This window comes from Salmonella sp. 5800 (assembly GCF_046558195.1).
GTDB lineage: Bacteria > Pseudomonadota > Gammaproteobacteria > Enterobacterales > Enterobacteriaceae > Salmonella > Salmonella enterica.
On sequence record NZ_JBGDOX010000004.1, the window covers coordinates 202,233 to 220,314 of the forward strand.

Below are 18,082 nucleotides of genomic sequence, written 5' to 3' on the forward strand. Positions count from 1 at the left end.
AAATAAACCTAACATTGAAATTAAAACGCATCAGATTTAGCATGTGAATCAATTTGTCCGGCAGGATGCCCTGTAACTCTGCGCTTTGCATTTTTACACATTATAAATGATGTCACGGAAAGATGAAAAATGCGCGTTCTCCCGTATTGACGACGGGGCGTAATGCTGCCAGTGAGAAATATTTAAAAAGGAGCAACCAGAATGTATAACAATGAACCTGGCGCTCAGTCCGATCCAACGTTGGGCTACACTTTTCAAAATGATTTTCTGGCATTAAGCCAGGCGTTTTCACTACCCGAAATAGATTATACCGATATTTCCCAACGCGAACAGTTGGCGGCGGCGATTAAAAGATGGCCACTCCTGGCTGAATTTGCGCAACCACATTCATTAAGGAAGCCATGAATGGCGATTCTGGGACTGCAGGGCGTGCGCGGCGGGGTGGGAACCACATCTCTCACCGCAGCACTCGCCTGGGCGTTACAAATCTTAGGGGAAAATGTCCTGGTGATTGACGCCAGCCCCGATAACCTGCTGCGCATGTCGTTTAACGTCGACTTCGTCCATCAGGGCGGTTGGGCGCGATCGTTGCTGGACGGCCAGGACTGGCGCGATGCCGGATTACGTTATACCTCACAGCTTGATCTACTGCCGTTTGGACAGCTCACCGCGCAAGAGCGGGAAAATCCGCAGGCCTGGCAGGAGACGCTGGGAGAGATCGGATCGGCTATCCAGGCGCTGAAAGCGAGCGGGCGTTATAGCTGGATTTTACTGGACTTGCCCTACGGCGCGTCACCGCTGACAGGGCAGCTGGTGAGCCTCTGCGACCATACGCTGGCGATAGCCCGGGTTGACGCTAACTGCCATATTCGCCTTCATCAGCAGGCGTTGCCTGCCGGAGCGCATATTCTGATCAATGACTTACGCATCGGCAGTCAGTTACAGGACGATCTGTACCAGGTCTGGCTGCAAAGCCAGCGCCGGTTGCTGCCCATTGTGATCCATCGCGATGAGGCGATGGCGGAGTGCATGGCGTCGAAACAGCCGTTAGGCGAATATCGCAGCGATTCGTTAGCTGCCGAAGAGGTGTTAACGCTGGCGAACTGGTGCCTGCTGCATGATGCGGGCGACAAAACGTCCGCCGGGAGCCTGCGATGAGCGCCCTTTCCCGGTGGCTGCTTATCCCGCCGGTTAGCGCGCGTTTGAGCGAGCGCTATCAGGGTTACCGCCGCCACGGCGCGTCGCCGTTTAGCGCAGCGCTCGGCTGCCTGTGGATGATTCTGGCGTGGATAGTGTTTCCGCTTGAGCATCCGCGCTGGCAGCGTATTCGTGACGGGCATAAAGCGCTTTATCCGCATATTAACGCCGCCCGCCCGCGCCCGCTGGACCCGGCCCGTTACCTCATTCAGACCCTCTGGCTGGTGATGATCTCGTCGGCTAAAGAACGTCATGAACCGCGCTGGCGGTCATTTGCGCGCCTGAAGGACGTTCGTGGACGTTACCATCAATGGATGGATACCTTACCGGAACGGGTGCGCCAAAAGACAACGCATCTGGAAAAGGAAAAAGAGCTGGGACATCTTAGCAACGGCGCCCGGCGTTTTATTCTGGGCGTTATCGTGACCTTTTCACTGATACTGGCGCTGATCTGTATTACGCAGCCATTTAACCCGCTATCGCAATTTATCTTTCTGCTGTTGCTGTGGGGCGTTGCGCTGTTGGTACGACGTATGCCGGGACGCTTTTCCGCGCTGATGCTCATCGTGCTGTCGCTAACGGTCTCCTGTCGTTATATCTGGTGGCGCTATACCTCGACGCTAAATTGGGACGACCCGGTCAGTCTGGTGTGCGGGCTGATCCTACTGTTTGCGGAAACCTACGCCTGGATTGTGCTGGTGCTGGGGTACTTCCAGGTGGTGTGGCCGTTAAATCGTCAACCGGTGCCGTTGCCGAAAGAGATGTCGCAGTGGCCGACGGTGGATATTTTTGTACCGACCTATAACGAAGACCTTAATGTGGTCAAAAATACCATTTACGCTTCGCTTGGCATTGACTGGCCGAAGGACAAGCTGAATATCTGGATCCTTGATGACGGCGGGCGTGAATCATTTCGTCATTTTGCCCGACATGTTGGCGTGCATTACATTGCCCGCGCCACGCATGAACACGCCAAAGCCGGCAACATCAACAATGCGCTAAAACACGCGAAAGGCGAGTTTGTGGCGATCTTCGATTGCGACCATGTGCCGACGCGCTCGTTTCTGCAAATGACAATGGGCTGGTTCCTGAAAGAAAAACAGCTGGCGATGATGCAGACGCCGCATCATTTCTTCTCCCCGGACCCGTTTGAGCGCAACCTGGGACGTTTTCGTAAAACGCCTAACGAAGGCACGCTGTTTTACGGACTGGTGCAGGACGGTAACGATATGTGGGACGCCACTTTCTTTTGCGGATCGTGCGCGGTGATTCGCCGTAAGCCGCTGGATGAGATTGGCGGTATCGCCGTTGAGACGGTGACGGAAGATGCGCATACATCGCTCCGGCTGCACCGGCGAGGTTATACCTCAGCGTATATGCGCATTCCGCAGGCGGCGGGGCTGGCGACGGAAAGCCTGTCGGCGCATATCGGGCAGCGTATTCGTTGGGCGCGGGGCATGGTGCAAATTTTCCGCCTCGATAACCCTCTGTTTGGTAAAGGCTTAAAACTGGCGCAGCGGCTGTGCTACCTCAACGCGATGTTCCATTTCTTGTCCGGCATTCCGCGCCTGATCTTTCTGACCGCGCCGCTGGCTTTTCTGCTGCTGCACGCCTATATCATTTATGCGCCTGCGTTGATGATTGCGCTATTTGTGATACCGCACATGGTCCACGCCAGCCTGACTAACTCGAAGATTCAGGGCAAGTATCGTCACTCTTTCTGGAGTGAAATCTATGAAACGGTACTGGCATGGTATATCGCACCGCCGACTCTGGTCGCGTTGATCAATCCGCACAAAGGGAAATTTAACGTCACGGCGAAAGGCGGGCTGGTGGAAGAGAAGTACGTCGACTGGGTAATCTCGCGTCCGTATATCTTCCTTGTCTTGCTTAACCTGCTCGGCGTGGCGGCGGGCGTATGGCGATACTATTACGGGCCGGAAAATGAAACGCTGACCGTCATCGTTAGCCTGGTGTGGGTCTTCTATAACCTGGTCATTCTCGGCGGCGCGGTTGCGGTTTCGGTAGAGAGTAAACAGGTCAGGCGCGCGCATCGGGTCGAGATTGCCATGCCGGGGGCCATCGCCCGCGAAGATGGACATTTGTTCTCCTGTACCGTACATGACTTCTCCGACGGCGGGTTAGGCATCAAGATCAACGGTCAGGCGCAGGTGCTGGAAGGGCAGAAAGTGAATCTGTTGCTTAAACGCGGGCAGCAGGAATATGTCTTTCCAACGCAGGTGGTGCGCGTAACGGGCAATGAGGTCGGACTACAACTGATGCCGCTCACCACCAAACAACATATTGATTTTGTGCAGTGTACCTTCGCGCGCGCCGATACGTGGGCGCTTTGGCAAGATAGCTTCCCGGAAGATAAACCGCTGGAAAGCTTGCTGGATATTCTGAAGCTGGGCTTCCGCGGATATCGCCACCTCGCGGAATTCGCGCCGCCTTCAGTAAAAGTAATTTTCCGATCGTTGACGGCGTTAATTGCCTGGATTGTATCGTTTATTCCGCGTCGCCCGGAGCGGCAAGCGGCGATACAGCCGTCGGATCGGGTTATGGCTCAGGCTCAACAATGATGATAATGCGATGAAAAGAAAATTGTCCTGGATGTGTGCGGCGGTAATAGGATTAAGCGCGTTTCCTGCTTTCATGACGGCGGCGGCGCCTGCGATGCCGCCATTGATAAATGCTGAACCCACCGAGCCTGCGCCGTCGCCCGCAACTGAGGCGCCCGTCGTGGCGCAGACCGCGCCTTCGCGCGAGGTCAAGCTGACCTTTGCGCAAATCGCGCCGCCGCCGGGCAGTATGGCGCTGCGTGGCGTTAACCCTAACGGCGGCATTGAATTTGGTATGCGCAGCGATGAAGTGGCGTCGAAAGCGGTGCTGAATCTGGAATATACGCCCTCGCCGTCGCTTCTGCCGGTTCAGTCGCAGCTTAAGGTTTATCTCAATGATGAACTGATGGGCGTACTGCCGGTGACAAAAGAGCAGTTGGGGAAAAAGACGCTGGCGCAGGTACCTATCAATCCGCTATTTATCACCGATTTTAACCGGGTGCGGCTGGAGTTTGTCGGCCACTATCGCGACGTGTGTGAAAACCCGGCCAGCAGTACTCTGTGGTTAGACATCGGGCGAAATAGCGCCCTGGATCTGACCTATAACATGCTGGCGGTGAATAACGATCTGTCCCACTTCCCGGTGCCGTTTTTCGATCCGCGGGATAACCGTCCGGTGACGTTGCCGATAGTGTTTGCTGACATGCCGGATCTGGCGCAGCAGCAGGCGGCTTCTATTGTCGCGTCCTGGTTTGGCTTGCGGGCGGGCTGGCGCGGTCAGCGCTTCCCGGTGTTGTATAATCACCTGCCGGATCGCAATGCGATCGTGTTCGCCACCAACGATCGACGCCCCGATTTCCTGCGCGATCATCCTGCGGTTAACGCGCCGGTTATCGAGATGATGAGCCATCCGGATAATCCGTATGTGAAGTTGCTGGTCGTGTTTGGTCGAGATGATAAAGACCTGTTGCAGGCGGCAAAAGGTATCGCGCAAGGGAATATTCTCTTTCGTGGTTCCAGCGTGGTGGTTAACGATGTAAAACCGCTGCTGGCGCGCAAACCGTATGATGCGCCGAACTGGGTGCGTACCGATCGCCCGGTCACTTTTGGCGAGCTGAAAACCTATGAAGAGCAGCTCCAGTCGAGTGGGCTGGAGCCGGCGCCCATCAACGTTTCTTTGAATCTGCCGCCGGACCTCTATTTGCTGCGTAGCAACGGTATTGATATGGATCTCAACTACCGTTATACCTCGCCGCCGACCAAAGACAGTTCACGGCTGGATATCAGTCTGAATAACCAGTTCCTGCAAGCCTTTAGCCTTAACAGCACGCAGGAAACTAATCGACTCCTGTTGCGCCTGCCGGTACTTCAGGGACTGCTGGATGGTAAAACGGATGTGTCTATTCCGGCGCTCAAACTGGGGGCGATGAACCAACTACGTTTTGACTTCCGCTACATGAATCCGATGCCGGGCGGGTCGGTGGACAACTGTATTACCTTCCAGCCGGTACCAAATCATGTGGTGATAGGGGATGACTCCACTATCGATTTTTCGAAATATTACCACTTTATCGCGATGCCGGATTTACGCGCGTTCGCCAATGCAGGTTTCCCGTTCAGCCGGATGGCCGACTTGTCTGACACGCTGGCGGTGATGCCGAAGACCCCAACCGAAGCGCAAATGGAAACGCTGCTGAATACGGTCGGCGCCATTGGCGGGCAGACCGGTTTCCCGGCAATTAATCTGACCATCACCGATGATAGCGCTCAGATAGCCGACAAAGACGCCGATCTGCTGATTATTGGCGCTATTCCGGGCAATCTAAAAGACGATAAGCGTATCGATCTGTTGGTGCAGGCGACACAAAGCTGGGTAAAAACCCCGATGCGGCAGACCGCTTTCCCGTCGATTATGCCGGATGAGGCCGATCGCGCGGCGGATGCGCAGTCCACCGTCACCGCCAGCGGCCCGATGGCGGCGGTGGTGGGCTTCCAGTCGCCGTTTAATGATCAGCGCAGCGTGATTGCTCTGCTGGCTGACAGCCCGCGCGGTTACCAGCTACTGAACGACGCCGTGAACGACAGCGGTAAACGCGCCGCGATGTTTGGTTCCGTGGCGGTGATCCGCGAGTCCGGCGTTCACAGTCTGCGCGTTGGCGATATCTATTACGTCGGACATCTGCCGTGGTTTGAGCGGCTGTGGTATGCGCTGGCGAATCACCCGGTGCTGCTGGCGGTACTGGCGGCCCTCAGTGTGGTATTACTGGCGTGGGTATTGTGGCGTCTGCTACGTATTCTCAGTCGCCGTCGTCTCGACCCTGACCATGAGTAACGCATGATGACTATGCTGCGCGGATGGATAACGATGATCGTCATGCTGACGGCAATAAATGCGCAGGCGGCCTGTAGCTGGCCTGCGTGGGAACAGTTCAAGAAAGATTACATTAGCCAGCAGGGACGCGTTATCGATCCGGGCGATGCGCGAAAAATTACCACCTCCGAAGGGCAAAGCTACGCCATGTTCTTTGCCCTGGCAGCGAACGATCGACCGGCGTTCGCGCAACTGTTTAACTGGACGCAAAACAATCTGGCGCAGGGATCGCTGCGTGAACATCTGCCCGCCTGGCTGTGGGGGCAAAAAGATCCCGACACCTGGTCGGTGCTGGACAGCAACTCCGCGTCCGACGGCGATATCTGGATGGCATGGTCGCTGCTGGAGGCCGGTCGTCTGTGGAAAGAGACGCGTTATACCGAGGTGGGCACGGCGTTGCTAAAACGCATCGCTCGCGAAGAGGTCGTGAATGTGCCGGGGCTGGGCTCAATGCTGCTACCTGGCAAAATCGGCTTTGCCGAGGCGAATAGCTGGCGTTTTAACCCAAGCTATCTGCCGCCGCAGTTGGCGCAATACTTTAGCCGTTTTGGCGCGCCGTGGTCGACGTTACGGGAAACCAATTTGCGGCTTTTGCTGGAAACCGCGCCGAAAGGTTTCTCGCCGGACTGGGTGCGTTATGAAAGCAAGCAAGGCTGGCAGTTGAAAGCGGAAAAGACGCTGATCAGTAGCTACGATGCGATTCGCGTCTATTTATGGGCGGGAATGATGCATGATGGCGATCCGCAAAAAGCGCGTTTACTGGCGCGATTTAAACCGATGGCGACGTTAACGATGAAAAACGGCGTTCCACCGGAGAAAGTGGATGTCGTCAGCGGGAACGCGCAAGGGACGGGGCCGGTCGGGTTTTCCGCCGCTTTACTGCCTTTCCTGCAAAATCGCGACGCCCAGGCCGTGCAGCGACAGCGGGTCGCAGACCATTTTCCTGGCAGCGATGCCTATTACAACTATGTGCTGACTCTCTTTGGACAAGGCTGGGATCAGCACCGTTTTCGCTTCACCGTCAAAGGTGAATTATTACCTGACTGGGGCCAGGAATGCGTAAGTTCACGTTAAGTCTCATGCACGCTTTTTTGCCGGCTGGCGGTCGAAACGCCTTACCTGGCAAAAGGGGCGTTTCTCGGGCATTGTTGGGTTTATCGCTTGGTATGGCGCTAACACCGCTTGCCGGCGCAGCGACCTCCGCGCAGCAACAGTTGCTGGAGCAGGTTCGGCTGGGCGAGGCCACGCACCGTGAGGACTTAGTCCGTCAGTCGCTCTATCGCCTGGAGCTGATCGACCCCAATGATCCACAGGTTATCGCTGCCCGTTTCCGCTATTTGTTGCGCCAGGGGGATAGCGACGGGGCACAGAAGCTACTTGACCGGCTGGCGCAACTGGCGCCGGAGTCGACGGCGTATCAATCTTCCCGCACCGCGATGCTGCTCTCCACGCCGCAAGGACGCCAGTCTTTGCAGGAGGCGCGTTTACTGGCGACGACCGGCCATACTGAACAAGCGATCGCCAGCTACGACAAGTTGTTTAAAGGTTATCCGCCGGAGGGCGAACTGGCGGTCGAATACTGGACGACCGTGGCGAAATTGCCCGCCCGCCGTCACGAAGCGATTAACCAGCTACAGAAAATCAATGCCGTCAGTCCGGGTAATAACGCTCTGCAAAATGCGCTGGCGCAACTGTTGTTCGCCAGCGGGCGGCGCGATGAGGGATTCGCGGTGCTAAAACAGATGGCGAAATCCAGTACGGGACGCAGCGCGGCCTCCGCCATCTGGTACCAGCAGATAAAAGATCTCCCGGTTAGCGACGCCAGCGTAAAAGCGTTGCAAGACTATCTGACGCAGTTTAGCGAAGGCGATAGCGTGTCTGCCGCCCGCGCCCAGCTTAGCGAGCAGCAAAAACAGTTAGCCGATCCGGCGTTCCGCGCGCGCTCGCAGGGCATCGCGGCGGTTAATGCCGGAGAAGGCGGTAAGGCCATTGCGCAATTGCAGCAGGCGGTGAGCGCCCGGCAGGACGACAGCGAGGCGGTCGGCGCGCTGGGGCAGGCATACTCACAGCGTGGCGATCGCGCCCGCGCCGTCGCGCAGTTTGAAAAAGCGCTGGCGATGGCGCCGCACAGCAGCAGCCGCGATAAGTGGGAGAGTCTGCTGAAGGTCAATCGCTACTGGTTGTTAATTCAGCAGGGCGACGCGGCCTTAAAAGCGAATAATCTGGCCCAGGCGGAGCGTTTCTATCAGCAGGCGCGAGCAGTGGATAACACCGACAGCTACGCGGTGCTGGGGCTGGGGGATGTGGCGATGGCGCGCAAAGATAATGCCGCCGCCGAACGTTATTATCAGCAGACGCTGCGTATGGATAGCGGTAATACCAATGCTGTACGCGGGCTGGCGAATCTTTATCGCCAGCAGTCGCCGCAAAAAGCCGCCGCGTTTATCGCTTCTCTTTCCGCCAGCCAGCTGCGCAGTATCGACGATATCGAACGCAGTCTGGAAAATGACCGTCTGGCGCAGCAGGCGGAAACGCTGGAAAGCGAGGGCAAATGGGCGCAGGCCGCAGAACTGCACCGTCGTCGGCTGGCATTAGATCCGGGGAGCGTGTGGGTGACGTACCGACTGTCACGCGATCTGTGGCAGGCCGGGCAGCACGCCCAGGCCGATGCGCAAATGCGCTCTCTGGCGCAGCAGAAGCCAAACGATCCGGAACAGGTCTATGCTTATGGGCTCTATCTTTCCGGCAGCGATCGGGACCGGGCGGCGCTGGCGCATCTCAATACCCTGCCGACCAGCCAGTGGAACAGCAATATTCAGGAACTGGCGGGCCGATTGCAAAGTAACCAGGTGCTGGAAAGCGCTAACCGCTTGCGCGATAGCGGCAAAGAACGCGAAGCGGAAGCGTTGTTACATCAGCAGCCGCCCTCTACGCGCATTGCGTTAACGTTGGCGGACTGGGCGCAGCAGCGTGGCGATAATGCGGCGGCCCGCGCCGCTTATGACGCCGTTCTGGCGCGGGAACCGGGTAATGTCGATGCCATGCTGGGGCGGGTGGAAATCGACATCGCACAGGGCGATAACGCTGCGGCGCGCGCTCAACTGGCGGCGCTGCCTGCGTCGCAAATCACCTCTATTAACATGCAGCGTCGCGTCGCGCTGGCGCAGCTCCAGCTTGGCGATATCACGGCGGCGGCGCGGACCTTTAACCGCATTACGCCGCAGGCAAAAGCACAGCCGCCATCAATGGAAAGCGCAATGGTATTGCGTGACGCCGCCGCTTTTCAGGCGCAAACGGGCGAGCCGCAGCGGGCGCTGGAGACCTACAAAGAGGCAATGGTCGCCGCGGCGATTACGCCGGTTCTTCCCCAGGATAACGATACCTTTACCCGCCTGACGCGCAATGATGAAAAAGATGACTGGCTAAAACGCGGCGTGCGTAGCGATGCGGCGGAGTTGTACCGTCAGCAGGATCTCAATGTCACGTTGGCGCACGATTATTGGGGGTCGAGCGGGACTGGCGGCTACTCCGATCTGAAGGCGCATACCACGATGCTTCAGGTGGATGCGCCCTGGTCGGACGGACGGGCGTTCTTTCGTACTGATATGGTGAATATGGATGTTGGCCGCTTCTCTACGGATGCGGATGGAAAATACGATAATAACTGGGGTACCTGTACGCTGGAGAAATGCAGCGGACATCGTAGCCAGGCCGATACGGGCGCGAGCGTGGCGGTCGGCTGGCAGAATGAGACCTGGCGCTGGGATATCGGCACGACGCCGATGGGCTTTAATGTCGTTGATGTGGTCGGCGGCGTCAGCTATAGCGACGATATCGGGCCGTTGGGTTATACCCTGAACGCGCATCGTCGCCCGATCTCCAGCTCACTGCTGGCGTTTGGCGGGCAAAAGGACGCCAGCAGCAATACCGGCACCAAATGGGGCGGCGTGCGGGCCAACGGCGGCGGCGTCAGTCTCAGCTATGATAAAGGCGAAGCAAACGGTGTCTGGGCGTCGCTCAGCGGCGACCAGTTGAGCGGTAAAAATGTGGAAGATAACTGGCGCGTGCGCTGGATGACCGGTTATTACTATAAGGTGATTAACGAGAATAACCGTCGCGTTACCGTCGGGCTGAATAACATGATCTGGCATTACGACAAAGATTTGAGCGGTTATTCACTGGGTCAGGGCGGTTATTATAGCCCGCAGGAATACCTGTCGTTTGCGGTGCCGGTGATGTGGCGGCAGCGTACGGAAAACTGGTCGTGGGAGCTGGGCGGCTCGGTATCCTGGTCGCACTCCCGCACCCGTACCATGCCGCGTTATCCGCTGATGAATTTGATCCCGGCGGATTATCAGGAGGATGCGCGTGACCAGACCAACGGCGGCGGCAGCAGCCAGGGATTTGGCTATACCGCGCGGGCGCTCATTGAACGTCGGGTCACTGCCAACTGGTTTGTGGGTACGGCTGTCGATATTCAGCAGGCGAAAGACTATACCCCCAGTCATCTGCTGCTGTATGTCCGTTATTCCGCGGCGGGCTGGCAGGGGGATATGGATTTACCGCCGCAGCCTCTGGTGCCTTACGCTGACTGGTAATTATTGCGTCAGGCCTACGAATTGACAGGCGTCGTAGGCCTGAGAAGCGCAGCGCCATCAGACGCTATCATTAACCGTTATTCAGAAAAGTCCTTTTCAGATACAGCCTCTCTTAATGCCGCTGCAATCGGGTATACTCAGGCGGCAGTCCGGGATATCCAGGGAGAGTCAATTTGCGCGTCAGCCGCTCGTTAACAATTAAACAGATGGCAATGGTTGCGGCCGTTGTCATGGTGTTTGTTTTTGTCTTTTGCACCGTTTTGTTGTTCCATCTGGTACAGCAGAACCGCTACAACACGGCTACGCAACTGGAAAGCATCGCGCGCTCTGTTCGGGAACCTCTTTCTTCCGCGATTTTAAAAGCGGATCTCCCCGGCGCGGAAACCATTCTGGAAAGTATTAAACCTGCGGGCGTGGTGAGTCGCGCCGATGTGGTATTGCCGAATCAGTTCCAGGCGTTGCGTAAGCGCTTCATTCCTGAACGCCCCGTCCCGGTTATGGTGACGCGTCTCTTCGAACTGCCGGTACAAATTTCTTTGCCGGTTTATTCGCTGGAGCGTCCCGCCAATCCGCAACCGCTGGCCTACCTTGTATTGCAGGCGGATTCGTACCGTATGTACAAGTTCGTCATGAGCGCGCTCTCTACGTTAGTGACCATTTACTTACTTTTATCGCTGATCCTGACGGTGGCCATCGCCTGGTGCGTAAACCGCCTGATTGTGCATCCGCTGCGCAAAATCGCCCGCGAGCTGAACGACATTCCGCAGCAGGAGCTGATCGGACATCAGCTGGCGTTGCCGCGTTTGCATCAGGATGATGAAATTGGAATGCTGGTGCGCAGCTATAACCTCAACCAGCAGCTTATGCAGCGTCAACGCGAGGAGCAAACGGACAACGCGATGCGTTTTCCGGTTTCCGAGCTGCCCAATAAAGCCTTTTTAATGGCATTGCTGGAACAGGTTATCGCCCGCCAACAGACCACCGCGCTTATCATCGTGACGTGCGAAACGTTGCGTGACACGGCAGGCGTGCTGCAAGAAACGCAGCGGGAGATTCTATTACTGACGCTGGTTGAGAAGCTGAAGTCGGTGCTGGCACCGCGCATGGTGCTTACGCAGGTCAGCGGGTATGACTTCGCCATTATCGCCCACGGCGTTAAAGAGCCGTGGCACGCCATCACATTAGGTCAGCAAATACTCACTATCATTAATGAACGACTGCCCATTCAGGGCATTCAACTGCGCCCAAGCTGCAGTATTGGCATTGCGATGTATTATGGCGATCTGACCGCCGAAGAGCTCTATGGTCGCGCCGTCTCCGCCGCCTTTACCGCGCGCCGAAAAGGTAAAAATCAGATCCAGTTCTTTGACCCGGCGCAGATGGAGGCCGCTCAACAGCGCCTTACCGAAGAGAGCGATATCCTTACCGCGCTGGATAACCATCAGTTTGCCATTTGGCTGCAGCCGCAGGTCGAGATGCGCAGCGGCAACGTATTAAGCGCCGAAGCCTTGTTACGTATGCAACAGCCGGACGGTAGCTGGGAATTACCAGATGGGCTGATTGAGCGCATTGAATCCTGCGGCCTGATGGTCACGGTGGGCCATTGGGTGCTGGAAGAGTCCTGCCGCCAGCTTGCCGCCTGGCAGGAGCGCGGCGTGACATTGCCGCTCTCCGTCAATCTTTCCGCGTTACAGCTCATGCACCCTGGCATGGTGTCGGAGCTGCTGGAATTGTTAAACCGCTATCGTATTCAACCGGGTACGCTGATTCTTGAGGTCACTGAAAGCCGCCGTATCGACGATCCGCACGCTGCCGTCGCTATCTTACGTCCGTTACGTAATGCTGGCGTGCGTATCGCACTGGATGATTTTGGCATGGGTTACGCGGGGCTGCGCCAGTTACAGCATATGAAGTCGCTACCGGTCGATATCCTTAAAATTGATAAAATGTTTGTCGATGGGTTACCGGATGATCACAGTATGGTGACGGCGATTATTCTGATGGCCCGCAGTCTTAATTTACAATTGATTGCCGAGGGCGTGGAGAACGAGGCGCAACGCGCGTGGCTGGAACAGGCGGGAGTCAACGTCGCGCAAGGCTTCCTGTTTGCTCGGCCCGTTCCCGCGGATATCTTTGAAGAACGGTATCTGTCGCACGAAAATCCTGATTACAAAAGTTAAAAAAGGTCGCGCTTGTGCGAGCCAGCTCAAACTTTTTAACATTTTTGTTTCAATTATGATCCTGGCGCATTTCTGTCATGTTGTGTGGGTGTTATTTTAAGGCCGCAGGTTACTCATAACCTTACAAGACCTGTGGTTTTTACTTCAAGGACACCCTATGAAAACCTCTCTGTTCAAAAGTCTTTATTTTCAGGTCCTGACAGCAATCGCCATTGGTATTCTCCTTGGCCATTACTATCCTGAACTGGGCGCACAAATGAAACCGCTTGGCGACGCGTTCGTTAAGCTCATTAAGATGATCATCGCTCCTGTCATTTTCTGTACTGTCGTGACGGGCATCGCAGGCATGGAAAGCATGAAAGCGGTGGGCCGTACCGGCGCGGTCGCGCTGCTTTACTTTGAAATTGTCAGTACGATTGCGCTGATTATCGGTCTTATCATCGTCAACGTTGTGCAACCTGGCGCCGGGATGAACGTCGATCCGGCAACGCTGGATGCGCAGGCGGTGGCCGTTTATGCCGCACAAGCCAAGGAGCAGGGCATTATTGCCTTCCTGATGGATGTCATACCGGGCAGCGTGATCGGCGCGTTTGCCAGCGGCAACATTCTGCAGGTCTTACTGTTTGCGGTGTTGTTTGGTTTTGCGCTGCACCGTTTGGGCAGCAAAGGCCAGCTCATTTTCAATGTGATTGAGAGTTTTTCGCAGGTCATTTTCGGCATCATCAATATGATCATGCGCCTGGCACCGATTGGCGCATTCGGCGCGATGGCCTTCACCATCGGTAAATACGGCGTCGGTTCTCTGGTGCAACTGGGGCAGCTCATTATCTGCTTCTATATCACCTGTATTCTCTTCGTGGTGGTGGTGCTGGGGACGATTGCACGGGTAACGGGCTTTAGCATTTTTAAATTTATTCGCTATATCCGGGAAGAATTACTCATTGTGCTCGGCACCTCCTCTTCCGAGTCAGCGTTGCCGCGTATGCTCGATAAGATGGAAAAACTGGGGTGCCGTAAGTCGGTGGTGGGGCTGGTGATCCCGACGGGGTATTCGTTCAACCTCGATGGCACCTCTATCTACCTGACGATGGCGGCGGTGTTTATCGCCCAGGCGACCAACAGCCATATGGATATCTTCCACCAGATAACGCTGCTGGTCGTGCTGCTGCTCTCGTCAAAAGGCGCCGCGGGCGTGACCGGAAGCGGCTTTATCGTGCTGGCGGCCACTATCTCCGCCGTGGGCCATTTACCGGTTGCGGGACTGGCGTTAATCCTCGGTATCGACCGCTTTATGTCCGAAGCGCGCGCGCTGACTAACCTGGTGGGTAACGGCGTGGCGACGGTGGTGGTTGCCAAATGGGTGAAAGAGTTAGATCACCAAAAGCTGGACGATGTGCTTAATAATCGTGCGCCGGATGGCAAAACGCACGAAATTTCCTCCTAATCTCGCCACTTATGCCCGTAGTCCCTTCCAGGACTGCGGGTGTTTGCGCATAATTGACCCCTGCGCCCAAAGCATACAGCATGATGCTTAGGGATTATTTCACTTCTTCCGTGACATTTTTAGGTTCTCGCGGTCTAACACGAAGTGTTTTTACGTCATATTCAGACATCCCTGCCGGGGCTGTCTTTTTATTACCAGGATTGTTGATCAGGGGTTCACATGCAGGGCACAAAAATTCGACTCTTAGCGGGCAGTCTGTTGATGTTGGCCTCTGCCGGCTATGTGCAGGCAGATGCGCTCCAGCCCGATCCGGCATGGCAACAGGGGACGCTGGCTAATGGGTTACAGTGGCAAGTGTTGGCTACGCCTCAGCGCCCCAGCGATCGTATTGAAGTTCGTCTCCAGGTTAATACCGGTTCGCTCACCGAAAGTACGCAACAGAGCGGGTTCAGCCATGCGATTCCCCGTATCGCGCTGACGCAAAGCGGTGGTCTGGATGCCGCACAGGCACGTTCTTTATGGCAGCAAGGGTTTGATCCGAAACGTCCCATGCCGCCCGTTATTGTTTCTTATGATTCCACGCTCTATAACCTCAGTTTACCCAATAACCGTAACGATCTGCTGAAAGAAGCGCTGACCTATCTGGCTAACGTCTCCGGTAAATTAACCATTACGCCAGAGACGGTGAATCATGCGTTAAGCAGCGAAGATATGGTTGCGACGTGGCCAGCAGATACGAAAGAGGGCTGGTGGCGTTATCGGCTGAAAGGATCGGCGTTATTGGGGCACGATCCCGCGGAACCGTTAAAGCAGCCGGTAGACGCAGCCAAAATTCAGGCTTTCTATGAAAAATGGTACACCCCGGATGCCATGACGCTGATTGTTGTCGGCAACATTGATGCGCGCTCCGTCGCCGAGCAGATCAATAAAACGTTCGGTACGCTGAAAGGTAAACGCGAAACGCCCGCCCCGGTGCCGACGCTTTCGCCGCTGCGGGCGGAATCAGTGAGCATTATGACCGATGCGGTGCGCCAGGATCGTCTCTCCATTATGTGGGATACGCCGTGGCAACCGATTCGCGAGTCGGCGGCGCTGTTGCGCTACTGGCAGGCGGATCTGGCGCGCGAAGCGCTGTTCTGGCATATCCAGCAAGAGCTTACTAAAAATAACGCGAAAGATATTGGTCTGGGGTTTGACTGCCGGGTTCTGTTCCTGCGCGCGCAGTGCGCCATCAACATTGAATCACCTAATGATAAGCTCAATACCAATTTGAGCCTGGTGGCGAATGAACTGGCGAAAGTACGCGATAAAGGTTTGTCGGAAGAGGAGTTTACTGCGCTGGTGGCGCAGAAAAATCTCGAATTGCAAAAGCTGTTCGCGACCTACGCGCGTACCGATACTGACATTTTGACTGGACAGCGTATGCGCTCGCTGCAGAATCAAGTGGTGGATATCGCGCCGGAGCAGTATCAGAAGCTGCGTCAGAATTTCCTCAACAGCCTGACCGTCGATATGCTCAATCAGAATCTACGTCAGCAGCTATCGCAGGAGATGGCATTAATTTTGCTGCAACCGCAAGGCGAGCCGGAATTTAATATGAAGGCGTTAAAGGCGACGTGGGATGAAATCATGGTCCCGACAACTGCCGCCGCTGTTGAAGCAGATGAGGCGCATCCGGAAGTGACGGAGACACCGGCGGCACAGTAAGCTGCCGCCTGCCGGCCCGGTAAGCGCAGCGCCACCGGGCAAGAGCAAATGACTTACTGCGGCATCGCGTCGTGCGGAATAATGGCCCCACGGTACTGAATTACCGTGCTGGCCGTCAGGTGTCCGCGCTTCGCGGCATCCGTCGCGCTGCCGCCCGTCAAACGAACGGCCAGATAACCGGCGCTGAAGGAGTCGCCTGCGGCAGTGGTGTCTATCACTTTCTCTTTCGGCAGTTTCACTGCCGGAACGTCAATGAGCGCCTCGCCCTGAATCGAGACCAGGCAAGAGTCCGCCCCGCGTTTTACCACCACTTCCTGCACGCCTGCCGCATGGGTGCGGGCAATGACCTCTTCCACCGGTTGTTGACCCCATAGCGCGTCTTCATCGTCCAGTGTCAGGAAGGCGATATCAGTACATTCCAGCATCTTTTGATAGACCTGCTGCGTTTCTTCGCGACTTGTCCATAAACGCGGGCGATAGTTATTATCAAAAATGACTTTCCCGCCGTTGGCCCGACATTCACGCAATAAAGACAGCAGCTTATCACGGCTGGTCGGGCTTAAAATCGCGAGGCTAATGCCGCTCAGGTAGAGATAATCGAAGGTCGCCAGCGTCTCGCAGATAGCCGCTGACTGCTCGCTCTCCAGCCAGAATTTCGCTGCCGCTTCGTTACGCCAGTAGTAGAAGGTACGCTCGCCAGTATCATCGGTTTCGATGTAATAGAGGCCTGGCAGGCGATTTTCCATCCGCTGCGTTAGCGAGGTATCCACATTTTCATGCTGCCACGCCTCCAGCATCTGTTGGCTGAAACTGTCGGTACCCAGCGCCGTCACATAGTGAACGGCCAGAGCGGCAGAATCGACCTGACGGGCAATATAAACGGAGGTATTCAGCGTGTCGCCGCCGAAGCCGCGCTGAACATCAGCGCCTTTCTGCGACAGCTCAATCATGCATTCGCCAATCACGGCAATCTTTTTAGACATAGTCGTGAACCTGATCTGTAAAAATTAGCGTTAGTGTGCGCTGTGGATGTTTAGTGGTCAATAATATTAAAACATCGGTCCATTATTTTTTTGAGCAAGTGCGTATTTTTGACAAGTTTCGGGGGCTGTTTTTATTTTGCCAGGGACCGAGGGTAAAGTTCTCTGCCTGAACGCCGATAACCTTTGACGAGTCCGGACAGTCACACTCCCATTAACAGGACAACTGAGATGATAAAGCAGGTTATCCAGCAGCTACGCGTTCCTGATGCAGGTATAGAGAATTTGCAGGAACGGCGCTATTGGCTGCAATGCGAGCGTGCCTATACTTACCAGCCGATATACCAGACGGATGGCCGTCTGATGGCGGTTGAACTTCTCACTGTCGTTACCCATCCTGATAACCCTTCCAGACGTATTGCCCCGGATCGTTATTTCGCGGAGTTGGCGGTTCGACACCGCATTGACGTAGTGAAAGAACAACTTCATCAGCTTGAACAAAAAGCGGATTTTTTCACTCGCCATCACTTATTGGCATCGGTCAATGTCGATGGCCCTACGCTGATTGCCATGCGACGACAGCCGGACATTCTGGCCGCGATGGAGCGCTTACCCTGGCTGCGTTTCGAACTGGTGGAACATATTCGTTTGCCGAAAGACTCCTCTTTCGCCTCGATGTGTGAGTTCGGCCCGCTGTGGCTGGATGATTTTGGTACAGGCATGGCCAATTTTTCAGCGCTGAGCGAAGTGCGTTATGACTACATTAAAGTGGCGCGCGAGCTGTTCGTCATGCTGCGTCAGTCTCCGGAGGGGCGCAACCTGTTCATTCTGCTGCTGCAACTGATGAACCGCTACTGCCGCGGCGTTATTGTCGAGGGCGTGGAGACGCTGGAAGAGTGGCGTGATGTGCAGCGTTCGCCCGCCTTTGCCGCCCAGGGCTATTTTCTTTCTCGACCCGTGCCGCTGATATCGCTCGAAGAGGTGATTCTGACCCTGTAACGCCAGACTGTTCCCGTAATACGTGGTATTACGAGGCGCGGTCAT

Annotated in this window: 11 protein-coding genes; 10 read left to right on the forward strand and 1 reads right to left on the reverse strand. The window is 55.8% G+C overall.

Translation table 11 applies throughout. The annotated features are described in order from the left end of the window. Nucleotides 1-201: 201 nt before the first annotated feature. From bcsR to ACLJZ5_RS10350, 9 genes are all read left to right on the forward strand, one after another. On the forward strand, nucleotides 202-405 hold the full coding sequence (bcsR, locus tag ACLJZ5_RS10310) for a cellulose biosynthesis protein BcsR (protein ID WP_000282616.1): 204 nt from the start codon (nucleotides 202-204) through the stop codon (nucleotides 403-405). Beyond that, the gene (gene bcsQ, locus ACLJZ5_RS10315; protein ID WP_024798348.1) at nucleotides 406-1,158 is read left to right on the forward strand and encodes a cellulose biosynthesis protein BcsQ; all 753 of its coding nucleotides are present in this window, start codon (nucleotides 406-408) and stop codon (nucleotides 1,156-1,158) included. Beyond that, nucleotides 1,155-3,779: a UDP-forming cellulose synthase catalytic subunit gene (bcsA, locus tag ACLJZ5_RS10320; RefSeq protein WP_024798347.1), complete on the forward strand. Its 2,625-nt coding sequence runs from the start codon at nucleotides 1,155-1,157 to the stop codon at nucleotides 3,777-3,779. The genes bcsQ and bcsA overlap by 4 nt, the downstream gene beginning before the upstream one ends. 10 nt (nucleotides 3,780-3,789) lie before the next feature. Further along, a complete protein-coding gene (gene bcsB / locus ACLJZ5_RS10325) occupies nucleotides 3,790-6,090 on the forward strand; it encodes a cellulose biosynthesis cyclic di-GMP-binding regulatory protein BcsB (RefSeq protein ID WP_024798346.1) in 2,301 nt (766 codons plus the stop codon). A 3-nt stretch (nucleotides 6,091-6,093) separates the two neighbouring features. Then, entirely contained in the window at nucleotides 6,094-7,203 is a 1,110-nt protein-coding gene (gene bcsZ, locus ACLJZ5_RS10330) for a cellulose synthase complex periplasmic endoglucanase BcsZ (protein ID WP_000988802.1), read from the forward strand. Further along, the gene (gene bcsC, locus ACLJZ5_RS10335; protein ID WP_024798345.1) at nucleotides 7,185-10,727 is read left to right on the forward strand and encodes a cellulose synthase complex outer membrane protein BcsC; all 3,543 of its coding nucleotides are present in this window, start codon (nucleotides 7,185-7,187) and stop codon (nucleotides 10,725-10,727) included. Before bcsZ ends, bcsC begins: the two co-directional genes overlap by 19 nt. Nucleotides 10,728-10,900: 173 nt before the next feature. Further along, on the forward strand, nucleotides 10,901-12,907 hold the full coding sequence (hmsP, locus tag ACLJZ5_RS10340; RefSeq protein WP_001266348.1) for a biofilm formation regulator HmsP: 2,007 nt from the start codon (nucleotides 10,901-10,903) through the stop codon (nucleotides 12,905-12,907). A gap of 157 nt (nucleotides 12,908-13,064) precedes the next feature. Next, nucleotides 13,065-14,351, forward strand: a complete 1,287-nt coding sequence (gene dctA / locus ACLJZ5_RS10345) for a C4-dicarboxylate transporter DctC (protein ID WP_000858228.1) — start codon at nucleotides 13,065-13,067, stop codon at nucleotides 14,349-14,351. Between the two features lie 219 nt (nucleotides 14,352-14,570). Then, the gene (locus ACLJZ5_RS10350; protein WP_001163182.1) at nucleotides 14,571-16,058 is read left to right on the forward strand and encodes a M16 family metallopeptidase; all 1,488 of its coding nucleotides are present in this window, start codon (nucleotides 14,571-14,573) and stop codon (nucleotides 16,056-16,058) included. Between the two features lie 53 nt (nucleotides 16,059-16,111). Here the strand turns inward: ACLJZ5_RS10350 and ACLJZ5_RS10355 are convergent, their stop codons facing one another. After that, a complete protein-coding gene (locus tag ACLJZ5_RS10355; protein WP_000037583.1) occupies nucleotides 16,112-17,041 on the reverse strand; it encodes a sugar kinase in 930 nt (309 codons plus the stop codon). A gap of 228 nt (nucleotides 17,042-17,269) precedes the next feature. Here ACLJZ5_RS10355 and pdeH point away from each other — a divergent pair, with 228 nt between their 5' ends. Then, entirely contained in the window at nucleotides 17,270-18,037 is a 768-nt protein-coding gene (gene pdeH, locus ACLJZ5_RS10360) for a cyclic-guanylate-specific phosphodiesterase (protein WP_000595625.1), read from the forward strand. The last annotated feature ends 45 nt before the right edge of the window (nucleotides 18,038-18,082 follow it).

Excerpts from the sequence above, each read along its gene's own strand:
- bcsR (WP_000282616.1), top strand. The coding sequence starts at position 202 with ATGTATAACAATGAACCTGGCGCTCAGTCCGATCCAACGTTGGGCTAC.
- bcsQ (WP_024798348.1), top strand. The coding sequence starts at position 406 with ATGGCGATTCTGGGACTGCAGGGCGTGCGCGGCGGGGTGGGAACCACA.
- bcsA (WP_024798347.1), top strand. The coding sequence starts at position 1,155 with ATGAGCGCCCTTTCCCGGTGGCTGCTTATCCCGCCGGTTAGCGCGCGT.
- bcsB (WP_024798346.1), top strand. The coding sequence starts at position 3,790 with ATGAAAAGAAAATTGTCCTGGATGTGTGCGGCGGTAATAGGATTAAGC.
- bcsZ (WP_000988802.1), top strand. The coding sequence starts at position 6,094 with ATGATGACTATGCTGCGCGGATGGATAACGATGATCGTCATGCTGACG.
- bcsC (WP_024798345.1), top strand. The coding sequence starts at position 7,185 with ATGCGTAAGTTCACGTTAAGTCTCATGCACGCTTTTTTGCCGGCTGGC.
- dctA (WP_000858228.1), top strand. The coding sequence starts at position 13,065 with ATGAAAACCTCTCTGTTCAAAAGTCTTTATTTTCAGGTCCTGACAGCA.
- ACLJZ5_RS10350 (WP_001163182.1), top strand. The coding sequence starts at position 14,571 with ATGCAGGGCACAAAAATTCGACTCTTAGCGGGCAGTCTGTTGATGTTG.
- ACLJZ5_RS10355 (WP_000037583.1), bottom strand. The coding sequence starts at position 17,041 with ATGTCTAAAAAGATTGCCGTGATTGGCGAATGCATGATTGAGCTGTCG.
- pdeH (WP_000595625.1), top strand. The coding sequence starts at position 17,270 with ATGATAAAGCAGGTTATCCAGCAGCTACGCGTTCCTGATGCAGGTATA.